17 protein-coding genes are annotated in these 19,990 nt (G+C 64.0%); 9 read left to right on the forward strand and 8 right to left on the reverse strand.

The annotated features are described in order from the left end of the window. Positions 1–1,236, forward strand: a 1,236-nt coding sequence (locus WCB02_RS42140) for a putative bifunctional diguanylate cyclase/phosphodiesterase (RefSeq protein ID WP_423968987.1), incomplete at its 5' end; no start/stop codon positions are given. Between the two features lie 35 nt (positions 1,237–1,271). On the opposite strand, the gene WCB02_RS42145 is transcribed toward WCB02_RS42140, so the two are convergent. Next, on the reverse strand, positions 1,272–2,564 hold the full coding sequence (locus WCB02_RS42145) for a DUF445 domain-containing protein (protein ID WP_423968989.1): 1,293 nt from the start codon (positions 2,562–2,564) through the stop codon (positions 1,272–1,274). Then, entirely contained in the window at positions 2,564–3,505 is a 942-nt protein-coding gene (locus tag WCB02_RS42150; RefSeq protein ID WP_423968991.1) for an acetamidase/formamidase family protein, read from the reverse strand. The genes WCB02_RS42145 and WCB02_RS42150 overlap by 1 nt, the downstream gene beginning before the upstream one ends. Before the next feature lie 65 nt (positions 3,506–3,570). Here WCB02_RS42150 and WCB02_RS42155 point away from each other — a divergent pair, with 65 nt between their 5' ends. The 4 genes from WCB02_RS42155 to WCB02_RS42170 all read left to right on the forward strand — a co-directional run bounded on the left by WCB02_RS42155 (position 3,571) and on the right by WCB02_RS42170 (position 7,939). Next, positions 3,571–4,374 (forward strand): YdcF family protein, encoded by an 804-nt coding sequence (locus tag WCB02_RS42155; protein WP_423968993.1) that lies wholly within the window; start codon positions 3,571–3,573, stop codon positions 4,372–4,374. A gap of 81 nt (positions 4,375–4,455) precedes the next feature. Beyond that, complete coding sequence (locus WCB02_RS42160) at positions 4,456–5,712, forward strand: alpha-hydroxy acid oxidase (RefSeq protein WP_423968996.1); 1,257 nt, start codon at positions 4,456–4,458, stop codon at positions 5,710–5,712. Between the two features lie 139 nt (positions 5,713–5,851). After that, on the forward strand, positions 5,852–6,637 hold the full coding sequence (locus WCB02_RS42165; protein ID WP_423968999.1) for a DUF169 domain-containing protein: 786 nt from the start codon (positions 5,852–5,854) through the stop codon (positions 6,635–6,637). A 120-nt stretch (positions 6,638–6,757) separates the two neighbouring features. Next, a complete protein-coding gene (locus WCB02_RS42170; protein ID WP_423969001.1) occupies positions 6,758–7,939 on the forward strand; it encodes a saccharopine dehydrogenase family protein in 1,182 nt (393 codons plus the stop codon). Here WCB02_RS42170 and WCB02_RS42175 read toward each other — a convergent pair. After that, the gene (locus WCB02_RS42175; RefSeq protein WP_423969003.1) at positions 7,890–9,131 is read right to left on the reverse strand and encodes an FAD-dependent oxidoreductase; all 1,242 of its coding nucleotides are present in this window, start codon (positions 9,129–9,131) and stop codon (positions 7,890–7,892) included. The two genes, WCB02_RS42170 and WCB02_RS42175, sit on opposite strands and share 50 nt — an antisense overlap. Before the next feature lie 171 nt (positions 9,132–9,302). Between WCB02_RS42175 and WCB02_RS42180 the strand changes: the two genes are divergently transcribed. Next, entirely contained in the window at positions 9,303–9,752 is a 450-nt protein-coding gene (locus tag WCB02_RS42180) for a MarR family winged helix-turn-helix transcriptional regulator (protein WP_423969005.1), read from the forward strand. Here WCB02_RS42180 and WCB02_RS42185 read toward each other — a convergent pair. The 3 genes from WCB02_RS42185 to WCB02_RS42195 all read right to left on the reverse strand — a co-directional run bounded on the left by WCB02_RS42185 (position 9,688) and on the right by WCB02_RS42195 (position 13,964). Then, positions 9,688–10,995, reverse strand: a complete 1,308-nt coding sequence (locus WCB02_RS42185; protein WP_423969008.1) for an O-antigen ligase family protein — start codon at positions 10,993–10,995, stop codon at positions 9,688–9,690. The two genes, WCB02_RS42180 and WCB02_RS42185, sit on opposite strands and share 65 nt — an antisense overlap. Positions 10,996–11,110: 115 nt before the next feature. Continuing rightward, positions 11,111–12,637, reverse strand: coding sequence for an undecaprenyl-phosphate glucose phosphotransferase (locus tag WCB02_RS42190; RefSeq protein WP_423969011.1), 1,527 nt, complete (start codon positions 12,635–12,637; stop codon positions 11,111–11,113). A 187-nt stretch (positions 12,638–12,824) separates the two neighbouring features. Then, positions 12,825–13,964 (reverse strand): glycosyltransferase family 4 protein, encoded by a 1,140-nt coding sequence (locus WCB02_RS42195; RefSeq protein WP_423969014.1) that lies wholly within the window; start codon positions 13,962–13,964, stop codon positions 12,825–12,827. Between the two features lie 309 nt (positions 13,965–14,273). On the opposite strand from WCB02_RS42195, the gene WCB02_RS42200 reads away from it, so the two are divergent. Next, entirely contained in the window at positions 14,274–16,547 is a 2,274-nt protein-coding gene (locus WCB02_RS42200) for a GumC family protein (protein ID WP_423969017.1), read from the forward strand. Positions 16,548–16,571: 24 nt separating this feature from the next. Here WCB02_RS42200 and WCB02_RS42205 read toward each other — a convergent pair whose 3' ends face one another. Further along, positions 16,572–17,762, reverse strand: coding sequence for a GNAT family N-acetyltransferase (locus WCB02_RS42205; protein WP_423969019.1), 1,191 nt, complete (start codon positions 17,760–17,762; stop codon positions 16,572–16,574). A gap of 145 nt (positions 17,763–17,907) precedes the next feature. On the opposite strand from WCB02_RS42205, the gene WCB02_RS42210 reads away from it, so the two are divergent. Next, complete coding sequence (locus tag WCB02_RS42210) at positions 17,908–18,987, forward strand: polysaccharide deacetylase family protein (protein WP_423969021.1); 1,080 nt, start codon at positions 17,908–17,910, stop codon at positions 18,985–18,987. On the opposite strand, the gene WCB02_RS42215 is transcribed toward WCB02_RS42210, so the two are convergent. Next, positions 18,974–19,213, reverse strand: coding sequence for a DUF2842 domain-containing protein (locus WCB02_RS42215; RefSeq protein WP_423969023.1), 240 nt, complete (start codon positions 19,211–19,213; stop codon positions 18,974–18,976). The genes WCB02_RS42210 and WCB02_RS42215 overlap by 14 nt on opposite strands. A 95-nt stretch (positions 19,214–19,308) precedes the next feature. Here WCB02_RS42215 and WCB02_RS42220 point away from each other — a divergent pair. Further along, positions 19,309–19,990: COX15/CtaA family protein (locus tag WCB02_RS42220; protein WP_423969025.1), on the forward strand; the 682-nt coding region annotated here is incomplete at its 3' end.

Here is a 19,990-nt window from a genome sequence, read left to right on the forward strand (position 1 = left end):
AGTTTCCTGCGTATCCTCGACCAGCTGACCTCCGCCGACGGCCATGCCGCCGTGTTCCTGCTCGACCTCGACAAGTTCAAGGGCGTCAACGACACATTGGGGCATGCGGCGGGCGATCAGCTGCTGCAGGAGGTGGCGGCCCGGCTGAGGTCGGAGATCCGCGAGGACTGCGTGGTCGCGCGCCTCGGCGGTGACGAATTTGCCATCGTGCAGCCGCTTCACGGCGGCGGCCATGACGATGCCATTTCGCTCGCCACGCGGCTGGTCGATGTCGTGACCCGATCCTACGATCTCGATGGACTTCCCGCGCGGGTCGGCCTCAGCATCGGCATTGCGCTGTCGCCCGAACAGGGCAGGGATTCCGCCGATCTCCTGAAGAAGGCGGACATCGCGCTCTACGTCGTCAAATCGGAGGGACGTAACGGCTTTCGGATCCATGATGCGGAGATGTCGAGGCTCGCGGAGAGCCAGAAGCTGTTCGAACAGCAGTTTCGCAAGGCGCTCGAGCGGAAGGAATTCGAGCTGTTCTATCAGCCGATTCTCGATCTTGCGACCCAGGCGATCTGCGGCGCCGAGGCGCTGGTGCGGTGGAATCATCCGCAGCGCGGCATCATCCCGCCCGACCAATTCATTCCGTTCGCGGAAGAAAGCGGATTGATCATGCCGCTCGGCGAATGGATCCTTCGTCAAGGTTGCAAGGAGGCCGCGGCCTGGCCGGCGCACTTCAAGCTTTCCATCAATCTGTCGGTGCACCAGTTCAAAGGCAATCTTGTCGAGCAGGTATTCAGCGCCCTGATGGAATCAGGCCTTGGCCCGGAACGGCTCGAGCTGGAGCTCACCGAGACGGCCCTTTTGGACAGCCAGGCCGAATATCTCCTGCTCCTGCGCCAACTCAAGAACATGGGGATCACGGTCGTCCTCGATGACTTTGGAACGGGCTATTCCTCGGCCTCCTATCTGACCCAATTTGCGTTCGACAAGATCAAGATCGACAGGTCGTTCGTGGGCGGCATGTCGCTGCGGCGCGAATGCGCCGCGATCGTGGCCTCGATCATGGCCTTGGCCAGGGGCCTGGATATCGCCGTGACCGCGGAAGGCGTCGAAACCCAGGAGCAGCTGCACAAATTGAATTCCGAAGGCGTCGACTATGCGCAAGGCTTTCTGATTGGCCGTCCGGTGCCGCTCGCGGAATTCCTGGCTGAAAATTGCGTGAGTCCCGCGCGGAGCGTGGCGTAGGTCGGCCTCATCCAGGCTGCATGGGTGATAGCGCGTCACAAAGTGGCGAACCACTGCGTGAGCGCGAAGATCGCAAGTCCGACCAGGCCGCCCACCAGCGTTCCGTTGATCCGGATATATTGCAGGTCCGGGCCGATCTGCAGCTCGATCCGCATCACCAGCGTCTCGGTGTCCCAGGTTTCGACCACCTTGCGGACGAAGGCCGCGATTTCGGCCCGGCGCGGCGCGATCACGCGCAGGGCTGCGACGCGGAGCCATCGATTGATGGTCTGGCCCAGTTGCTCGTCGCTCGCGAGCCGGCGGCCGAACCTGATCAGTAATTGTTCGATCGTGTCGATCAATTGTTGCGAGGCAGACGGGGAATTGAGCCTGGCTTCAATGGTGCGCCACAGCGCCGTGATCTGGCGGTTCACCGCCGGGCTGTCCAACAGCCGCGCCTTGAGCTCCTCACCCCGGGCACGCATCTGCGGATCGGTAGCGAGCTCCCTGATCAGCCGTTCGATCATGGCCGCAAGCTCGATCCGCCAGGGATGGCCGGGTTCGCGCATCTCGTCGAGAAGCTTGGTCAGGCCCGAAACGATCTTGTCGGCGACGACGGCATCGATCCATTTCGGGATCAGGCGGGACGAGCGCTGCGACACCTTGAGCTTGATCGTATCGCGGTTCGTGATCAGCGCGGAGCGCGCATAGGCGATGGCGTGTTCGACCAGCGCCTGCATCTCGCCATGCGCCCAGATCAGCGCGAGCAGCCTGGAGGCGACGGGAGCGGCCGGCACCGCCTCGATGCCCGACCGCGTCGCGCGGGCGAGCAGCGCGTTGACGTCGTCGCGAGGCATTGCGCGCAGCACCTGCTGCAGCACCGATGCGACGCGCTGCGCGGCGTTGCGGGCGTTGTCAGGCTCGGCAAGCCAGCGGGCGATCGATCCGGCGGGGTCGACCTCCCTCAGCCGCTCCACAAGCACCCGCGGCGATAGGAAATTGTTGGCGGCGAAGCGCCCGATCGCAACGCCGATGCGCTCCTTGCCGCGCGGGACGATCGCGGTATGCGGGATCGGCAGGCCGAGTGGATGCCTGAACAGAGCGACGACGGCAAACCAGTCGGCGCAGGCGCCGATCATGCCGGCCTCCGCGAACGCGCGCGGGTAGGCGAGCCAGGCCCAATCCGTCGGCCAGTTCTTCAACCCGAGCGACGTCGCAACGAACAGCGCCAGCATCAGCGCCAACAGCGCGGTGGCGATGAAGCGCATCCGGCGCAAATCGCGCAGCCTGGGATCCGCGCTGTCCTGCACCGGCGCCCTCGTCTTGTTGCGGCGCGTCGTGCCGCGCATCAGCCATGCACGATGGTCTTGGCGATCATGCAGTGGATGCCCTTGGAGCCGTTCACGGTCTGCGTCACGCGCAAATCGGCGGCGAGACTGCAGAGCGTGTAGGCGTCCTCGCGCGACAGGTTCCGTTTTTCGCCGAGCAGCGCGATCATGTCACGCAGCGCCCGCACCACGCATTGGTCGAGATCGGGGTCCATCGCCATGGTCATGTAGTGTGTGGCTGTCTCAGCGCGCGGATAGTCGAGCCGCAGATCCTTGCGCAGCGTCAGGCGAAAGCGGCCTTGCAGCGCGGTCTCGATCGCGGTGACGCAGACTTCGCCGTCGCCCTGCACGCCATGGCCGTCGCCGCAGGAAAACAATGCTCCCGGCACGAACACCGGCAGATAGAGTTTTGCGCCGGCGCCAAGTTCCTTGTTGTCGAGATTGCCGCCCATCGCGCGCGGGATCAGCGAGGTGATGCGGCCCCAGGCCGGCGGCGGCGCGACCCCCATCACGCCGAAGAATGGCGCCAGTGGCAGATCGAGCCCCCAGGGCAGCCGGCCGACCATCCGCTCCCGGTCGAGCGGGATGTTGAGGAGGCGCGCCTCGTGGAAATCGTCGGGCAGGGTGCCGGCCAAGGGACGGATCAGGTTGTAGCCCCAATCCTGTCGCAGCCGCACATCGAGGATGTCGATCTCGAGGACGTCGCCGGGCTTGGCGTCCTCGACCGCGATCGGACCGGTCAGGATGTGTCCAGGCACCATCCGTTCATTTTTGGCGTGCACCTCGGCGAGCTCCGGCGGAACGTGAAACTTGCTCGCGTCTGGCACCACATCGGGGCCGCCGCTGATGGTATCGACGGTCACCTCATCGCCACTGTCGATACTGAGGACCGGCTTGAGCCTGGCTTCGAAAAAACCCCAATGACAGGTTTCGGGGCTGGAGTGCAGATGATGATGCGTCATGAGATGGCTTTAGATTGCGTTCGTGACAGCGTATGACGCTGTGGCGAATTATCCAAGGAGCGAATTTGTTTTTCCTGCTGTCCAAGACGCTCGGCATCATGATCATGCCGACCAATTTCCTGATCGAACTGGGCCTTGTCGGCGCGCTCCTGCTGGCGACGCGGTTTGCGCGGCTCGGCCGCGGGCTGCTGCTGGCCGCCGTCCTGCTGCTCGCGATTTGCGCGTTTTCCCCGCTCGGAAACCTGCTGCTGGATCCGCTGGAGCAGCGGTTTCCGCCATGGGATCCCGCGCGCGGCGCGCCTGACGGAATCATCGTGCTCGGTGGCGCGATCGAGGCCGACCTGTCGGCGGATCACGGCGTGCCCGTCACCAAGGGCGCGGCCGACCGCATGATCGCGGCCGTGGCGCTGGCACGCCAATATCCCAAGGCGCGTATCGTGTTCACCGGCGGCAGCGCGAACCTGATCTCAAACGGCGCGAAGGAGGCCGATTACGCCGGCGAGATTTTTACAAGTCTCGGCATCCCCAAGACGCGCCTGCTGATGGAGCGACTCTCGCGCAACACGCAAGAGAACGCCGAGTTCACCAAGGCTCTGGTCGCGCCAAAACCGGGCGAACGGTGGTTGTTGGTGACGTCGGCCTACCATATGCCGCGGTCGGTCGGCTTGTTCCGAAAGGCGGGATTTTCGATCGAGCCCTATCCGGTGGATTGGCGCGTCGGTACGGGCGCCGATGTCTTCGACTTTGCGCCTTACGCGCCCGACGGATTGGGCCGCACCGACACGGCGGCGCGCGAATGGATCGGGCTTCTCGCCTATCGGCTGACGGGCAGGATCGACGAGCTGTTTCCGGGACCGATCGGCCCATAGTCGCCTTGCGGCGTTCCTTCTTGCGTCCGGCACATGCTACGATATGCAGGTCGAAGAAGAAAGTCGCAGGGGAGGACTCGAATGTCGTCACGAATCGTTCGCGCAACCAACCGCCGCCGCTTTCTGCAATATCTTGCGACGAGTCCATTATTCGCATCGAGCGGTATGCCGGCTTGGGGGGATGAAGCCCCCTCAAAGCTGCCCGATCCGAGGATCTGGACCCAGGCGGCCGCCGAACCAATCAAGAATCCGAAAGAGGCGATCAACGTCTTCGACTTCGAACCCGCAGCGTTCAGGAACGTGCCGGCGGCGCATTTCGGCTACATGGCTTCCGGCCTCGACGACGAGGTGACGCTGCGCGCCGACCGCGAGGGGTTCTTGAAATTCCAATTGCTGCCGCGCCGGCTGCGCGACGTCTCCAAGGTCGACATGAGCGTGGAGATTTTCGGCATCCGATACGACACGCCGATTTTCGTCTGTCCGACGGGCGGCAACCAGTTCTTCCATCCCGACGGTGAATTGGCCGTCGCCCGGGCCGCGCGGAGCGGAAACCATCTGCAAATCCTGTCGACGTCCTCGAACTATTCCGTGGCGGATGTCACCAAGGCGCGCGGCGCGCCGATCTGGTTTCAGCTCTATGCCTCGCCGCGCTTTGAAGTGGCGGAAGCGCCGATCAGAAAGGCCGAAGCCGCCGGTTGCCCGGTGCTTGCGGTCACCGTCGACAGGGTCGCGGGACGAAACCAGGAGACACTGTTCCGGCTGATGCGCAGCGACACGCGCAATTGCTCGGATTGCCACGATCGCTCCAGTTTCGCCGCGCGCGTGGTCCGAAGGCATAATTACGACGGCATCGATCTGTCCGGCATCACCGGAAGCGGCGAGTCCTCGAACCTGACCTGGGACAGCATCAAGCGGATGCGCGACATCACGCAGATGAAGATCGTGCTCAAGGGTATCGTCACGCCTGACGACGCGGAGCTGGCCGTGCAGAACGGCATCGACGGCATTCTGGTGTCGAATCATGGCGGGCGCAGTGAGGACAATGGTCGTTCCACGATCGACGCGCTGCCGGACATCGTCGCTGCGGTGAGGGGACGGATACCGGTCTTGGTCGACAGCGGATTCCGTCGAGGCACTGACGTCATCAAGGCATTGGCGATGGGCGCTGCGGCGGTCGGCTTCGGCCGGCCCTATCTCTGGGGCCTGGGGGCGTTCGGCGAGGCCGGCGTCGCACGCGTGCTGGATATTCTTCGTACGGAGACGCGGGTCGCCATGCAGCAATGCGGTGCGCGCTCGATCAGTGAGCTCAATCCCGGCTTCGTCCGCCGGGCGAGCTGAAAGCTTGAACCTCGGGCTTGAACCTCGCGATGCCGAAGCCAGGGCGCCACGCGAGACGCCCTGTCGCAACTCTTCGTCAACTGGGCTAGATTGCGACAAAGGGCGTGCGCATCAGGCCGCCGATGTGGGAGATGACGCCATGCAGCAGCAGACGGCGCCTGAACAGTTCGATCCGGCCGGCATGGTGGCGGATCTCAATACGTTGCTCCGCCTCAAGACCACGGTTTCCGGCATCAAGATGTTTGCGCATGTCGCGGAGATGGAAGCGATTCCAAAGATCCGCCGTCCGACAGCGATCCACACCACCGATCAGATCGTCAGCATGGCGTCCCGGCTCGGCTGGACCGTGGGCATCACCGCCGACGACCTCGTCGGCGCGCAATGCCGCGCCGTGATCGGACTCGGGCCCCAGGATGAGAAATGGCTCGCCGGTGAGAACTATGTCGGCGTCTGGCATGGCACTGCGGCGGATGCGAAGAAGCGCCAGGAGGCGCTGGACGTGGTTCCTTTCGGCAGGTATCAGGCGATGGCGGTGAGCCCGCTCGCCAGCGGACGGCTTGATCCGCCCGACATTTGTCTGGTCTATGCGACGCCAGGCCAGATGATCATTCTGATCAATGGGCTGCAATATACCGGCTACAGGAAGTTCGAATGGGGCGTGGTCGGCGAGACCGCCTGCGCCGATTCGTGGGGGCGGGCGCTGAAGACCGGCGAGCCCAGCGTGTCGCTGCCGTGCTTCGCCGAGCGGCGCTATGGCGGCGTGCCCGACGAGGAGATGCTGATGGCAATCCAGCCTGCGCATCTGGCCAAGGCGATATCAGGCATGAAGCAGCTTGCGAAAAACGGCTTGCGCTATCCGATCGCGCCCTATGGTATCCAGAGCGACGTGCGCGCCGGCATGGGCGTCTCCTACGGCAAGACATGATCCGCTTTTCTACCGTCATTGCGGGGTGCGCAAGCGACGAAGCAATCCAATTCTGCCAAAGGATGGATCGCTTCGTCCTCCGCATCTTGCAATGACGGCAAATAACCTCAGGAACTCAGTATGAACTCTTCGTCGAAGTTCGACATCGTAGTCTATGGCGCGACCGGATATACCGGCCAGCTCGTTGCCGAATATCTCGCTGCGCGCTACCGCGGCAACAATGCGGTGAGATGGGCGATGGCCGGCCGCAACCTCGACAAGCTCGCCTCGGTGCGCGACGCGGTCGGCGCGCCGGCCGATACGGCGCTGATTGCCGCGGATGCCGGCGACGTCGCCTCGCTCCACGCCATGATCGAGCAGACCGGCCTCGTGATATCGACCGTCGGCCCCTATCAGTTCTACGGCTCCGACCTGCTGGCCGCCTGTGCCGCTTCCGGCACGGACTATGTCGATCTCTGTGGTGAACCTGTGTGGATGCGGCAGATGATCGACGCCCATCAGGCGACGGCAGAAGCCTCCGGCGCGCGGATTCTATTTTCATGCGGCTTCGATTCGTTGCCGTTCGAACTCGGCGTGTACTTTTGCCAGCAGGCCGCGACGCGCGCCTGGGGCGCGCCCGCGTCCCGTGTCAAGGGCCGCATCCGCAACATGACGATGTCGCTGTCGGGAGGCACCTATGCCAGCATCAAGGCGAATTTCGCGGCGGCTGCGCAAGATCTGAGCCTGGTTGCTATGCTGAGGGACCCGTTCGTGCTGACGCCGGGGTTCGAAGGACCGAAGCAGCCGCCCGGCAACAGGGTGGCATTCGATCAGGACCTCAACGCCTGGACCGCGCCGTTTCCGATGTCGACCATCAACACCCGCAGCGTCCATCGCTCCAACATGCTGATGGGTTTTCCCTACGGCCGGGATTTCGTCTATGACGAGATGATCCTGACCGGCGAGGGCGAGCAGGGCCAGGCCAAGGCCAAGCAGGTGGCTGCCGCCACCAACAAGATGAGCGGCGTCGAAGGGCCGAAGCCTGGAGAGGGGCCTTCGAAAGAGGAGCGCGAGAGCGGCTCTTACGACATCCTGTTCGCCGGCTTTGCGCCGGACGGCAGGCAGGTCCGCATCGCCGTGGGCGGCGACTGCGAGCCCGGCTATGCCTCGACCGCCAAGATGATCGCGGAGTCCGCGATCTGCCTGTTGCGCGACACGCCGGAACTCGAGGCCGGCATCTGGACTCCCGGCGCCGCGATGGGCGACCGCTTGATCAAGCGGCTTGTCGAAAACGCGGGGATGACATTCCAGATCGAGGCGTGACGGCGCGAGCATCATAGCCATAGATCCAGTCCTGGCTGCGAGCATTGAGCGGCAGCATAACCCTGATCATCTGGTCGCGGATCCAGGCGCCGGCACGGCTGAATTCACGCTTGCGGCCGCCGTTGTGGCGGGCGAGCGCAACCAGGCGTTCTGCGCGCGGTCGCCGCTCACTTTCGAAATTCTGGAACGCGATGCTGATTTCGGGTTCATTCTGCAAGGCGCGGACCAGCCTGTAGGCGTCCTCGAGCGCGATCGAGGCGCCCTGGCCGGCATGCGGGCTGGTGGCGTGGGCGGCATCGCCAATCAGAAGCGTTCGTCCCCGCGACCAGGTCGGCAACGTCGCGACATCGAGCGTCGCGGTGACAATGATCCGCTCCGTCGCGTCGATGAGTTGCGGGATCGGATCGTGCCAGCCGGCGTGGAAGCGGCGGAGATGCTGCTTGAGCGTCGCTTGGTCCTTGGCGCGGAAGGTCTCCGCGTCGATGCCGCGCGCCGGCTGAGTGCTCCAGCACATCGCGCCATCGGCAGCCTCGGGGCCGCAAAAGCCGTAGCCGAAGAAGCCGCTCTGGCCGAAGGTCATGGCAAGGCTTGATCGGGCTCCCGATGCCTCCAGAATTGCCCTCGGCACGAAGCCGCCGAAGCCGATCAGGCCGGTATCGCAAGGCGTCGGACCGTCGGGGAGGACATGGCGGCGCACGGCCGAATGGACGCCGTCCGCCCCGATCAGCACGTCGCCCTCGGCGCTCGATCCGTCGGTGAAGTGCGCGACGATGGGCTGGTCGGGACGGTCCTCGATGCGCGCGAGCCGCTTCTCGAAATGGACCTCGACGCAAGACGACCACGCCTGATCCACGAGCGCCTCGGTCAGCATGGCGCGGCGCATGCTGACCGAGGGGTAGCCGAAGCGCACAACCATGTTGCGGTTGACCGAGCCGAGCCGGGAACCGGATTGCGAGTAGAGGTCGATCGATTCACAGACGGAGCCGCCGCGGATTAATTCGTCAGCGAGCCCGATCTCGGCCAAAACGCGCATGCCATTCGGCGCGATCTGCAATCCGCCGCCGATGCCGGTCGAATAAGACCAGCCTTCATAGATCGCGGCCTCGAAGCCCGCCCTTTTGAGCAGGATGGCGGTCACGGGACCAGCAATGCCGGCACCGATGATGAGGGCCTTGCGGGGGCGCATGATCATGGCTTGCTCCTGGTGTCGCACGGGTTTAAGAGTTCCGGGAAGCTATATATCTTAGCATCTAAGATATATATGAACTAAGATACTGGATCGGCCTTGTCAAGGACAAAAGCGCGCGCTGTGCTCTCGCAGGAACTTGAGAATGCGATGCGGAGGGTTTCTTCGCAGGGAGCGATGTTTGCGAAGATCGTGGCCGATCGCGCGGGCATTTCGAGTGCGGACATGGACTGCATCGATTTTGTCAACGTCGAGGGTCGCATGACCGCGGGCAGGCTCGCGGAGCTGACGGGTCTCACGACGGGTGCGATTACGGGCGTTGTCGACCGGCTGGAGAAGGCCGGCTTGGTGCGCCGGGAACGTGATGAGAGCGATCGGCGCAAGGTTTTCATCGTCCCGATAGCAGAACGGATGGCGGAGATGGGCCGCCCGTACGACCTGGTGAGGCGCGCAATGCAGAAGCAGTGCGAAGCCTATACGGATGAGGAGCTGAAATTTCTGGTCCGCTACGGGACCGAAAGCTATCAGTCGATGTTGAAAGCGACGCAGCAGCTCACTGACGCTAGCGAGGCTGCGCCACTGAAGGAGAAGCCGGACCGGCCTGCAAGATCGCGGCGGGTGCCGTGAGCGGTGCTTGTGCGCGGCCCCTGTAAGGCTGCGCCGCGGCGAACAAGCCCCACATTGCGCCCAGCATCATCCAGAAGTGGCGCCAGTGATCGGTATCGATCACGAAACTTTCGCCGACGGTGCCGAGGAAGGCGGAGAAGACCGCGAGATAGCCGCGCTGCCAGGGCACGCGGACGACGGCGTGGCGGAAACCCAGGATGACCGTGAGCAACACCAGCGCGGGATAGCAGACACCCGACATCCATCCGCCCGACATGAAGGCGTTGAGATAGGAGTTGTGGGTGTCTTCCGGAAAGTAATGATGGAACTGCAGCGGGCCGATGCCGAACGGCAGATCGAGCGCCATTTCCGCACCGAGGATATGGCGGCCGAATCGTCCGAAGCGGCCCTCATCATAGCTCTGCTCCAGGCTCGCGCGCTGCTGGAACATGTCCGAGATCTGGTGGAATGACAGCAGTATGGCAACCAGCAGCGCGCCGGCTGCGACCGCGACCGCGGCAAGGAGCACGATGCGCGAGCGTTCGCCGCGTGACCGGCTGGTCAGGATCATCATCCCCAGCATGAAGGCTGATGTCAGGATCAATTCGCCCCAGGCCGCCCGCGAGAACGCCAACAGGATCGCAAGCGCGATGATGCCGAGCGCCGCGGTGCTGCGCAACGCGCGACCGAGGTGATCGAGCACCACGCTCTGCAGCGTGAACAGCGCGGGCAGGATCAGGAACGCGCCGAGCACGTTGGGATCCTTGAAGGTGCCGCGCGCGCGCTCATACAGCGTCAAGAGATCGTGCCCGCCGGGAACGAGGTTGAAGTAGCCGCCGACAGCGGCAAGGGAGGCGATCATCGCGCCGACGATCAGGCCGCGGCGGAGCATGTCGAGGCGGCCAGCCGTGTCCTCGGAGAGCACCATTGCGAAGAAGATCACGGTCAGCGCCATGTACCAGGAGGTGGCGACCCAGCTGAAGACGTCGGACCGCCCGAGCAGCGGGATGGCGCCGATGCTGTAGCCGATATTGAGGGCGACCAGGAGCAACAGCAGCGGCATGAACATCAACCGCAGCCGCAAGCCGGTGGCGAAGAACAGGACAATAGCGGTGGCCGTGACCAGCTCGTAGGGGCTCGGCTCGATGAAGACGATCGCGCCGGAGGCGCCGGCCAGCCAGACCAGCGCGCGCTGCAACGCGCGCACGCCCGGTGCCGCGGTCGCGGTTAAGGAAAATTCCCCGGCTGTCGCCGCATGCGCCATCACAGACTCGCAAACCTACGCAACTCGACCATACCTTGTGCTCGACGACGGAAAATGCGGGGGCGACGTTCCCGGGTGGCCCTTTCGTCAGCCCGTGGAAGGCGGGCGTCCGCCGTCAATAAGCGTTCTCGTTCTTCGTCATCAGCGCCAGCGGCGTCTTCAGCAGAATGTAGAGATCGAACAGCGCCGACCAGTTCTCGATATAATAAAGATCGAATTCGACACGCTTCTGGATCTTTTCCTGGTTGTCGATTTCGCCGCGCCAGCCGTTGATCTGCGCCCAGCCGGTGATGCCCGGCTTGACGCGGTGACGCGCGAAATAACCGTCGACCGCCTCGTCGAACAGCCGGGTCTGCAATTTGCCCTGCACGGCATGCGGGCGCGGCCCGACCAGGGAAAGATTGCTCTTGAACACGACGTTGAAGAGTTGCGGCAGCTCATCGAGGCTGGTCTTGCGGATGAAGCGGCCGACGCGAGTGACGCGCGGGTCGCCCCTGGTGACGACCTTGGACGCGCTCGGATCGGCCTGATGGTGATAGAGCGAGCGGAACTTGAAGACGTCGATGCGCTCGTTGTTGAAGCCGAAGCGCTTCTGGCGGAACAGGATCGGGCCGGGGCTGTCGAGCTTGATGGCCAGCGCCACCAGGGCCATGACCGGCAGCGCCATCAGCAGAACGGCGGCGCCGACGACATGATCGAACAGCCATTTCATCACGAGATCCCAGTCCGTGATCGGCGCCTCGAACACGTCCAGCGTCGGGACCTTGCCGAGATAGGAATAGGAGCGGGGCCGGAAGCGCAGCTTGTTGGTGTGGGCGGACAATCGGATATCGACCGGCAGCACCCACAATTTCTTCAGCATGTCCAGGATGCGTATCTCCGCCGAGATCGGCAGCGCGAACAGCACGAGGTCGACGCGGGTGCGGCGAGCGAACTCGACGATGTCGTCGACCTTGCCGAGCTTGGGACTGCCGGCGCAGGTCTCGAGCGCGCGGCTGTCGTTGCGGTCGTCGAATACGCCGAGCACGTCGATATCCGAATCCTCCTGGATCTTCAGCGCCTGCACCAGTTCTTCGCCGCTGTGGTCCGAGCCCACAATGACGGTGCGGCGGTCGAGCCGGCCCTCACGGGCCCAGCGCCGCACCAGCGCGCGCAGGACGGCGCGTTGGGCAATCAAGGCCGCAAGCCCGACCGCGAAGAAGGCGGACAGCCAAAGCCGCGAAATCTCGCCGCCAAGTTTGGCAAAGAATGAAACGCCGATGAACAGCAGGAAGACGAACGCCCAGGACGAAATCATCCGCGTCATCTGGCGGAGCTGGCCGCGAAAAACCTGGACCTGATAGATGTCGGCGGCCTGAAAGCAGATCACCGCGGCGGTGGCCACGCCGAGGATGGCCGTGACATATTCCCAGCGAAAGCCGGACAGCGGTACCACATAGCCGAGATAGATGACGACGCCGGCAAGGCTCAGCAGCGTGAAATCGATCAGCCGGACGACGCCGGCGATCACGATCGGCGAATAAGCGGGGCGGACCTTCTGGCTGGCGACGGCGAGTGCGGCCTGCGACAACCGCCGCCGCCGTTCGAGCGACGGACGGTCAAGCGTTGCGGTCGCAGCGCCCGACGTAGCCGCTTCAAGCATCGTGCGTGCGTTGATTGGTTCCACGATCGTCCCAGTCCGTTGTTGCGTCGACGCGGTTGCAATCTATGCGCGCACGCGCGAAAGCGGTATTCCCCAACCTTGCAATTAAAGGATAATTCGGAAGAAACTGTTAGCTTGGTAAATGAGGGTTAATGGCTGGTTTCAGCGCCGGGTCTGATCCGAAATGTCAGGACCGGACCGCCGCCAGCGCGTCGCGGTAGCCGGCCAGCACTCCCTCCACCATCGCCTTCTGCGAGAAATGCAGGAAGATCCGTTCGCGCAGGGATTTGGCACGGGCCTGCGCCGCGGCCGGATCCTTAAGCGCGGCCTCGATCGCATCCGCTATCGCGCCGACCATGTTGGGCGCAAACAGCGCGTCGGTATGCGATCCAAAGATCTCGGGGATGCCGCCGACATTGGCGGCGATCATCGGGATGCCTGCGGCGCCCGCCTCGATCACGACATAGGGCATGGAGTCGCCGCGCGACGGGACGACCAAAAGCCTCCCCTTGGAGAAACCATGGCGCGCCGGAACGTGACCGATGAAGCGGACCGAATGCGCGAGGCCGAGCCTTTCGACCTGTGCCTTCAGCGCATCCATCTCCTCGCCGTCGCCGGCCAGCGTCAGCGTAATCGGCTTGCCGTCGGCATGCAGCCGCGCCACCGCGTCGACAACCAGGTCGGCACCCTTGATGTGCCTGAACTCGCCGACATACACCACATCAGTTGCGTCTTCCGCCCTGGTCACGGGATCGAATTCATTCGCGGTGACGCCATTGAACACGCAGCGCACCAGCCCGCGCGGGGTGCCGACGGTGCGCTGGTAGGTGTCACGGGCAAACGCGCTTTCGAACAGGAACAGGTCGGTGTTGTCCATCAGGGCGCGTTCGAGCCGGCTATAGAACGCACCTCTCAACGTATTGAGAGGGTAATGCAGCGAGCCGCCATGCGGCGTGTAGACCCGGATCGCGCCCTTGGGCGCAGTCCGGAAACGGATGAAGACCGCGGGCTTGGCGCCGTGGCCATGCAGCACATCCGGCTTCAATTGACGGATCAGGCGCCGGAAAGCCATCCAGGCCAGGGCGTCCGAGAGCGCGGGCTCGCGGTGGATGGCGAAACGATGAACACCCAGCTTGAGGCGGGGCTCGATCTGCGCCAGCGCCTGTTTGCCGCGTTCTCCTCCTGTGAGTGTATCGGCGATGATTCCGACGTGATGGCCGCGATCGACCTGGCCATTGGCGAGATCCAGGATGTGACGGAAGATGCCGCCGACCGGCGTGCGCACCGCGTGCAGGATATGAAGCGGCTGATCGCGAGGCGGCAGCATCGTCAGAGCCAGCGTTCGCCGGGGACGCGCAGTGGGCCGAACGCGGTCACGAACGGCACGACAAGGCGACTCGGCGAGGCGGCCGCCGCAGGCAAACGGTGTGTAGCGGCGTGCGCGCTTCGCATCAGACGACCCATCAGGAATTCGTGATTCCGATTAAGGGGCTTTGATGGTTAACAAAGCATGACGCCTACTATTCCCGCCACGCCATCCTCGGCACCGACCTGTCGAATTAACCGACCGGCAACCATAATCGAGTGTAATTCGTCCGGTGTGGTACAAAATTTTGGCGTCCTGCGGGGGTCGACGATGCGTGTAGCCGTCTGGCGTTGGATCAAGGACAAGGCGTTGGGCGCAATGGCGCTCGCGAAGCCCGCACCGGCTCCGGTCAACGTCGCAGTCGTGAAGGCTGCCGTCGCCAAACCTGGAGCCGTCGCGCCTGCAATGACGGCGATTGCAGGCGATATCGACTTGCGTGCGCTTGGCGAGGCGCTGGCGCGCAACCGGCAATGGATCGTCGTCCCGACGCTGCTGGTCACCCTGCTTGCGCTTGCCGTCGTCAATCTCGTGACGCCCCTGTACAAATCCGAAGCGCGCATCCTGATCGATGGACGCGAGAATGTATTCCTGCGGCCGAATGGTGAAGGCAACGAGGAGCGCGCCGCGCTCGACGCCGAGGCGGTTACCAGCCAGGTTCAACTCGTGCTGTCGCGCGATCTGGCCCGCGAGATCATCAAGAAGAACAAGCTCGCCGAGTTGCCGGAATTCGACCCCGTGTTGCGCGGCCTGGCACCGTTGAAGTCGCTGTTTGCACTGATCGGGATCGGCCGTGATCCGTTTTCGATGACGCCGGAAGAGCGGGTGCTCGACGCCTATTTCGACCGACTCACGGCCTATGCGGTGGACAAATCACGCGTCATCGTCGTCGAATTCCAGTCCAGCGACCCGGAGCTTGCCGCGCGTGTCGCCAATTCTATCGCAAACAGCTATCTGGTGCTGCAGCAGGATGCGCGGCAGGCGCAAGCCAAATCCGCGAGCCAGTGGTTGTCGGGCGAGATCGACAATCTGCGCAGCAAGGTCGCGGATGCGGAATCCCGCGTCGAGGATTTCCGCTCCAGGTCGAGCCTGTTCGTCGGTACCAACAATACCACGCTGTCCAATCAGCAGATGGGCGAGTTGAACACGCAATTGAACAACGCCCGCGCGCTGAAGGCGGAGACCGAATCCAAGGCGCGGCTGATCCGAGAGATGCTCCAGAGCGGCAGGCCGATCGAAGCTTCCGAAGTCCTCAATACCGAACTGATGCGGCAGCTGTCCGAGCAGCAGGTGACGCTGCGCGCCCAGTTGGCCGAACAGTCCTCGACTCTGCTCGACAACCATCCCCGCATCAAGGAATTGAAGGCGCAGCTTGCCGATCTCGATCGCCAGATCCGCGACGAGGCTAGCAAGGTGTCCCGTTCGCTGGACAGTGACGCGCGGATCGCCGGCGCCAGGGTCGAAAGCCTCACGGCGAGCCTCGACCAATCGAAGAAGCAGGCGACCTCCAGCAACGGCGAGGACGTGAAGCTCCGCGCACTCGAGCGCGAAGCCAAGGCGCAACGCGATCTCCTGGAATCCTATCTGGCGAAATATCGCGAAGCCAATACGCGCGAGACGATCGATGCCGCGCCGTCGGATGGCCGCGTCATTTCGCGCGCCATCGTTTCCAACACCCCGGCCTATCCGAAGAAATTACCGATCGTGCTGATCGCGACGTTGGCAACCCTTCTGGTCTCGGGGGCCATCGTCGTGACCGGCGAACTGCTGGCGATGACCGCGCCTCGGGCGGCGTCGCCGACGCCGGTTCCTGCGATCGCTGCCATTGTCGAGCCGGAAGTCGAATCCGCGGCACCGATCGAGCCTGACACGGCGGCGCCCGGGCTTGTCGCGGATATCGCTCCTGAAATCGTTTCCGTCGTAACGTCCGGGATCGCCGCCGAATACGCCGAGATCGAGCAGCTTGCGGGGGCGTTGCGCGCCGCAGGCGAGGCGGCCCGCAAGGTGACGGTGATCGGCACCGCATCAGGCGAGCGCATCAGCCTGACCGCGCTGGCACTGGCGCGGTTGTTGGCGCGCGACGCGCGTGTCGTGATGATCGATCTCGCGGCGTCCACGCCGACGGTCGCGGCCGCCTCGGTCGATCGTGACGCGCCGGGACTGGCCGAGCTGATGCAGGGTGACGCCTCTTTCGCGCAGATCATCACCAGGGACCAGGCGTCGCGCCTGCATCTCGTCAGCGCCGGGCGGCCTGGCTTTGATCGCGTGCTGTTGCAGTCGCCGCGCATGATGCTGGCGATCGATGCCCTGCTGCGGGTCTATGAGCATGTGGTCCTGGACGCCGGCAGCGCCTCCGACCTGCCGGCGGAACTGCTGACCGCGAAGGCGAGGGCGGTGGTGGTTCCGGACGAATCGATGCCATCGGATGCCCGCGCGCTGATGTGCCAGCAGCTCAGCGCGGTCGGCTTCTCGGACGTGACCATGCTGAGCAAGCCGCTGCCGACTTCGCAAGCCGTCGAACCCGGCCCGCATGTAGTGGCTGCCTGACCGATTTGGCCGGGCAGATTCAGATCAGCGCAGGGCGCACCGCAGCCGCCGCGCGACGCCTAACAGCGTCTGGTTCTGCTTGACCAGGCGCTTGGCCCGGCCGGCGGCCGACATCGAAGCCGCCGCAACCCTGCCACGTGCGCTCAACGGCACGAAGCTGTCGAAGATCGGCTCCGAGTCCTTGCAGAACATGCGTTTGTAGTCGTCCGCGCCGACGCCGAGATCGAGCGACCGGTAGCCGAGCGCGGCATAATGATCCACGATGTGGCGCATCAGGATGAGGCCCGGACTGTAGCGTGCATGGCCCGACATCGTGTAGGTGTTGAACATCATCGAAAAGCGATCGCCGTCGGCGACACCGGCGAACAGAGCGATGACTTCCTCGTCACATTCGAGCGCGTGAATGACCACGGCACGGCTGCCGCCCGCAGCGGCGGTCATGCAGGCATCGCGGATGAAATCTTCCACCCCGGGTTCGGCGAACACGTTGGGAAGCTTCTGCTCGGCCATTCGCTGCGGCTTGACGCGAAAGAACCAGTCGAGCAGGTGCTCGATCTCGACATCGCCGTCGGCGACGCGATAGCGATAACCGGGCAGCTTCTGCAGCTTGCGTTCCTTGCCCTTCAGCCGTCCCCGCAAGGCGCTGGCGATCAGCGTGGCGGGCGGGGCGCCCGGTTGCATCGTCAGGACCGGGCAGTCATTGACCGAGGGCTGATGCGGCAAAGCGGCGAACGGGTTTGCCAGATCCCGCCAGCGTGCGGGCTGTTGCGCGAGGACCAGAACGTCGGCCGCGAAGCGCGCACGCAGTTTCGACACCAGCGCGTCGAGGTCGGCGGAGCCGGCATGCACGGCAAACTCCCGATCCCACAGCGCCATGTTGAAGGTTGTGTGCTTGCCTCCCATGAAGGAGGCGATGCGGACGCCATATTTGCAGCGCAGTGCAAGCGGCATGAGCAGCAGCGGCGTGTGCTCGGCGTCGTAGGCGATCACGATGAACGGCCGAACTTGTTCGCGTTCGCCGACCTGCCGCTGCCAGGCTGACAGGAGATCGAAGTGCTGATAGGGCGTGGAAACCTGTCGCCGGGATTCAAGCCTGCGCCAGATCGGCTCCGCCCGGCGGAGATCGTCGATGACGTCGATGCTGGCGATGTGGCCTGCCTTGGAGCGCGCGGGCGCTTCTGCCGTCCGGCGTTCGATCGCGGCAGCCATGGTCATCGCGAAACCTGTTTTAGAAGGAAATTTACATCTTTCAGCCCGCATCGACCTTTGCAAAGAAGTGTCAACAAAAGGTAATGACTGACGCGGCGGGAGCGCCCCGACCCCGCTTCGAGAGGCCAAAAGATTGTCATTTGACGCCGGAATGTTGAGGAAGCTGAACCTCGAACTCGCCTATTTCAGCGGCCGCGCCTGGTTCGGGGCGCGGGGCGGGCGCGACAGCGGCGGAGCCGGCATCATCTTGCGGTTCGAACGCGTGCGGCCGAGCTCTTCGAGGCCGGGTCCGGCAGGTTGGTTTCAGCCGTCCAAGCGCAGCGAAATCACGCCGAGATTTCTCGATCGGACGATCCGGGCGCTGAAGCGCTGGGAGTATGATATCATCGGGATGGACGAAGTCTGCCGGCGTTCGGTGATCCTCGATCAACCTCGGCGCTTCGTCTGCCTGACTTTCGATGGCTGTCACAAGGATCTGGCGACCTGGGCCTACCCGGTCCTGTCGCGCCACGGCGCTCCCTTCGTCATCTATGTGCCGACCGCCTTTCCGGATGGCCTCGGCGAAGCCTGGCGGCTTGCGCTCGAGAGCATCATCGCGCGGGAAGCCCGCATCAGCCTGATGATCGACCGCACCGAGCGGCATTTCACCATCCGCTCGGTGTCCGAAAAATATGAGCTTTATGAGTTCCTCGAAAGCTGGATGCGCCAGCTTGCACCGTCGGATCTTTCGCTGGCGATCAACGATCTCTGCAAGCGCTATTCAGTCGATCTTGCGGCGTTGTCGCGCGACGCGTCGATGGATTGGGCCGATCTGTCACGGCTGGCGGCCGATCCGCTGGTGACGATCGGCAGCGCCACCGTCAACTCTTTTGCGCTCGCGAACCTGAAAGAAGCAGCCGCCTTGCGCGAGATGACGATGGGTCGGGCGGTCGCCGAAGCCGCACTTCGCCGCGAGGTCAGACATTTCTCCTATCCGTTCGGCGATCGCTCCTCGTTTCGCCGTGCCCATGTCGTGATGGCGGAAGAGGCGGGGTTTGCCAGCGCGGTATCCGCCATACCGGGGGTGGTGGAAGCCGCGGGCCGGACCAATCTGCGGGCGCTGCCGCGCGTGGCCTGGGACGGACGCGTGCGTTCGCTGCGGGCGATGCGCGTGCTGTTGTCCGGTGTCACATTCGCGCCGGTCCAGCCGACGCGGCGGGCAGACGGCGACAACCTCTTCACTCCGGACTGAGCCGCGATCCGTCCCGCTCCAGTCGGTCCGGCCGCGACATCCAGCTCACGATCGGCATCGCCGGCAACACCCAGCCCATGCCGGCCACGACATAGAAAATCGCCTGCAACAGGCCGGAGCGGGCCAGCCAGGGCATCTGTGCCACCGTCATGCCCATCAGCGACCACACCGCGGCCAACAGCAACAGTGCAATGGTTCCGAACAATTTGCGGGTTCGAATGGTCATGAGGGAAATGTTCCGGCCTCGCAGGGGGGCGCGGCTTGCGCCGGGGAGAGAGCGGACTATAAAGAGCTCGCAAATCCATTCAAGTTTCGACTGATATGACCGCTATTCCGGCACCACAGGCCTCATCGATCAGCGCTGTCCGCGCCTGGTTGTTTTCCGTTGCAGCGCTGATCGCGCTCATGGTGCTGGTCGGCGGCGCCACGCGGCTGACCGAATCCGGACTCTCGATCGTCGAATGGAAACCATTCAGCGGCGCGCTGCCGCCGCTCAGCCAGGCGCAATGGAACCAGGCGTTCGAAGCCTACAAGGCCATCCCGCAATATCTGCAACTCAACGCCGGCATGAGCCTGTCCGATTTCAAGACCATCTTCTGGTGGGAATGGAGTCACCGGCTGCTCGGCCGCGTGATCGGCATGGTCTATCTGCTGCCGTTTCTCTATTTCCTGTGGCGCGGCGCGATGAGCGCGGAACTGAAGCGGCGGCTGTGGGGCATTTTCGGCCTCGGCGCGCTACAGGGCGCGGTGGGATGGTGGATGGTCGCCTCGGGACTGTCGGAGCGAACCGAGGTCTCGCAATATCGGCTGGCCACGCATCTGGTGCTGGCGCTTCTGATCTTCGCCGCGATCGTATGGACCTTGCGGCGGCTGTCGGAGCAGCCGTCACTTGCGGGTCCTGCGCGCTTACGGATGACAAGCACGGTGCTCGCCGCTTTGACCTTCGTTCAGCTTTATCTCGGCGCGCTGGTCGCGGGCTTGCGCGCGGGCCTGGTCTATAACA

The organism is Bradyrhizobium sp., assembly GCF_049581145.1.
In the GTDB taxonomy this organism is placed as follows: Bacteria; Pseudomonadota; Alphaproteobacteria; order Rhizobiales; family Xanthobacteraceae; genus Bradyrhizobium.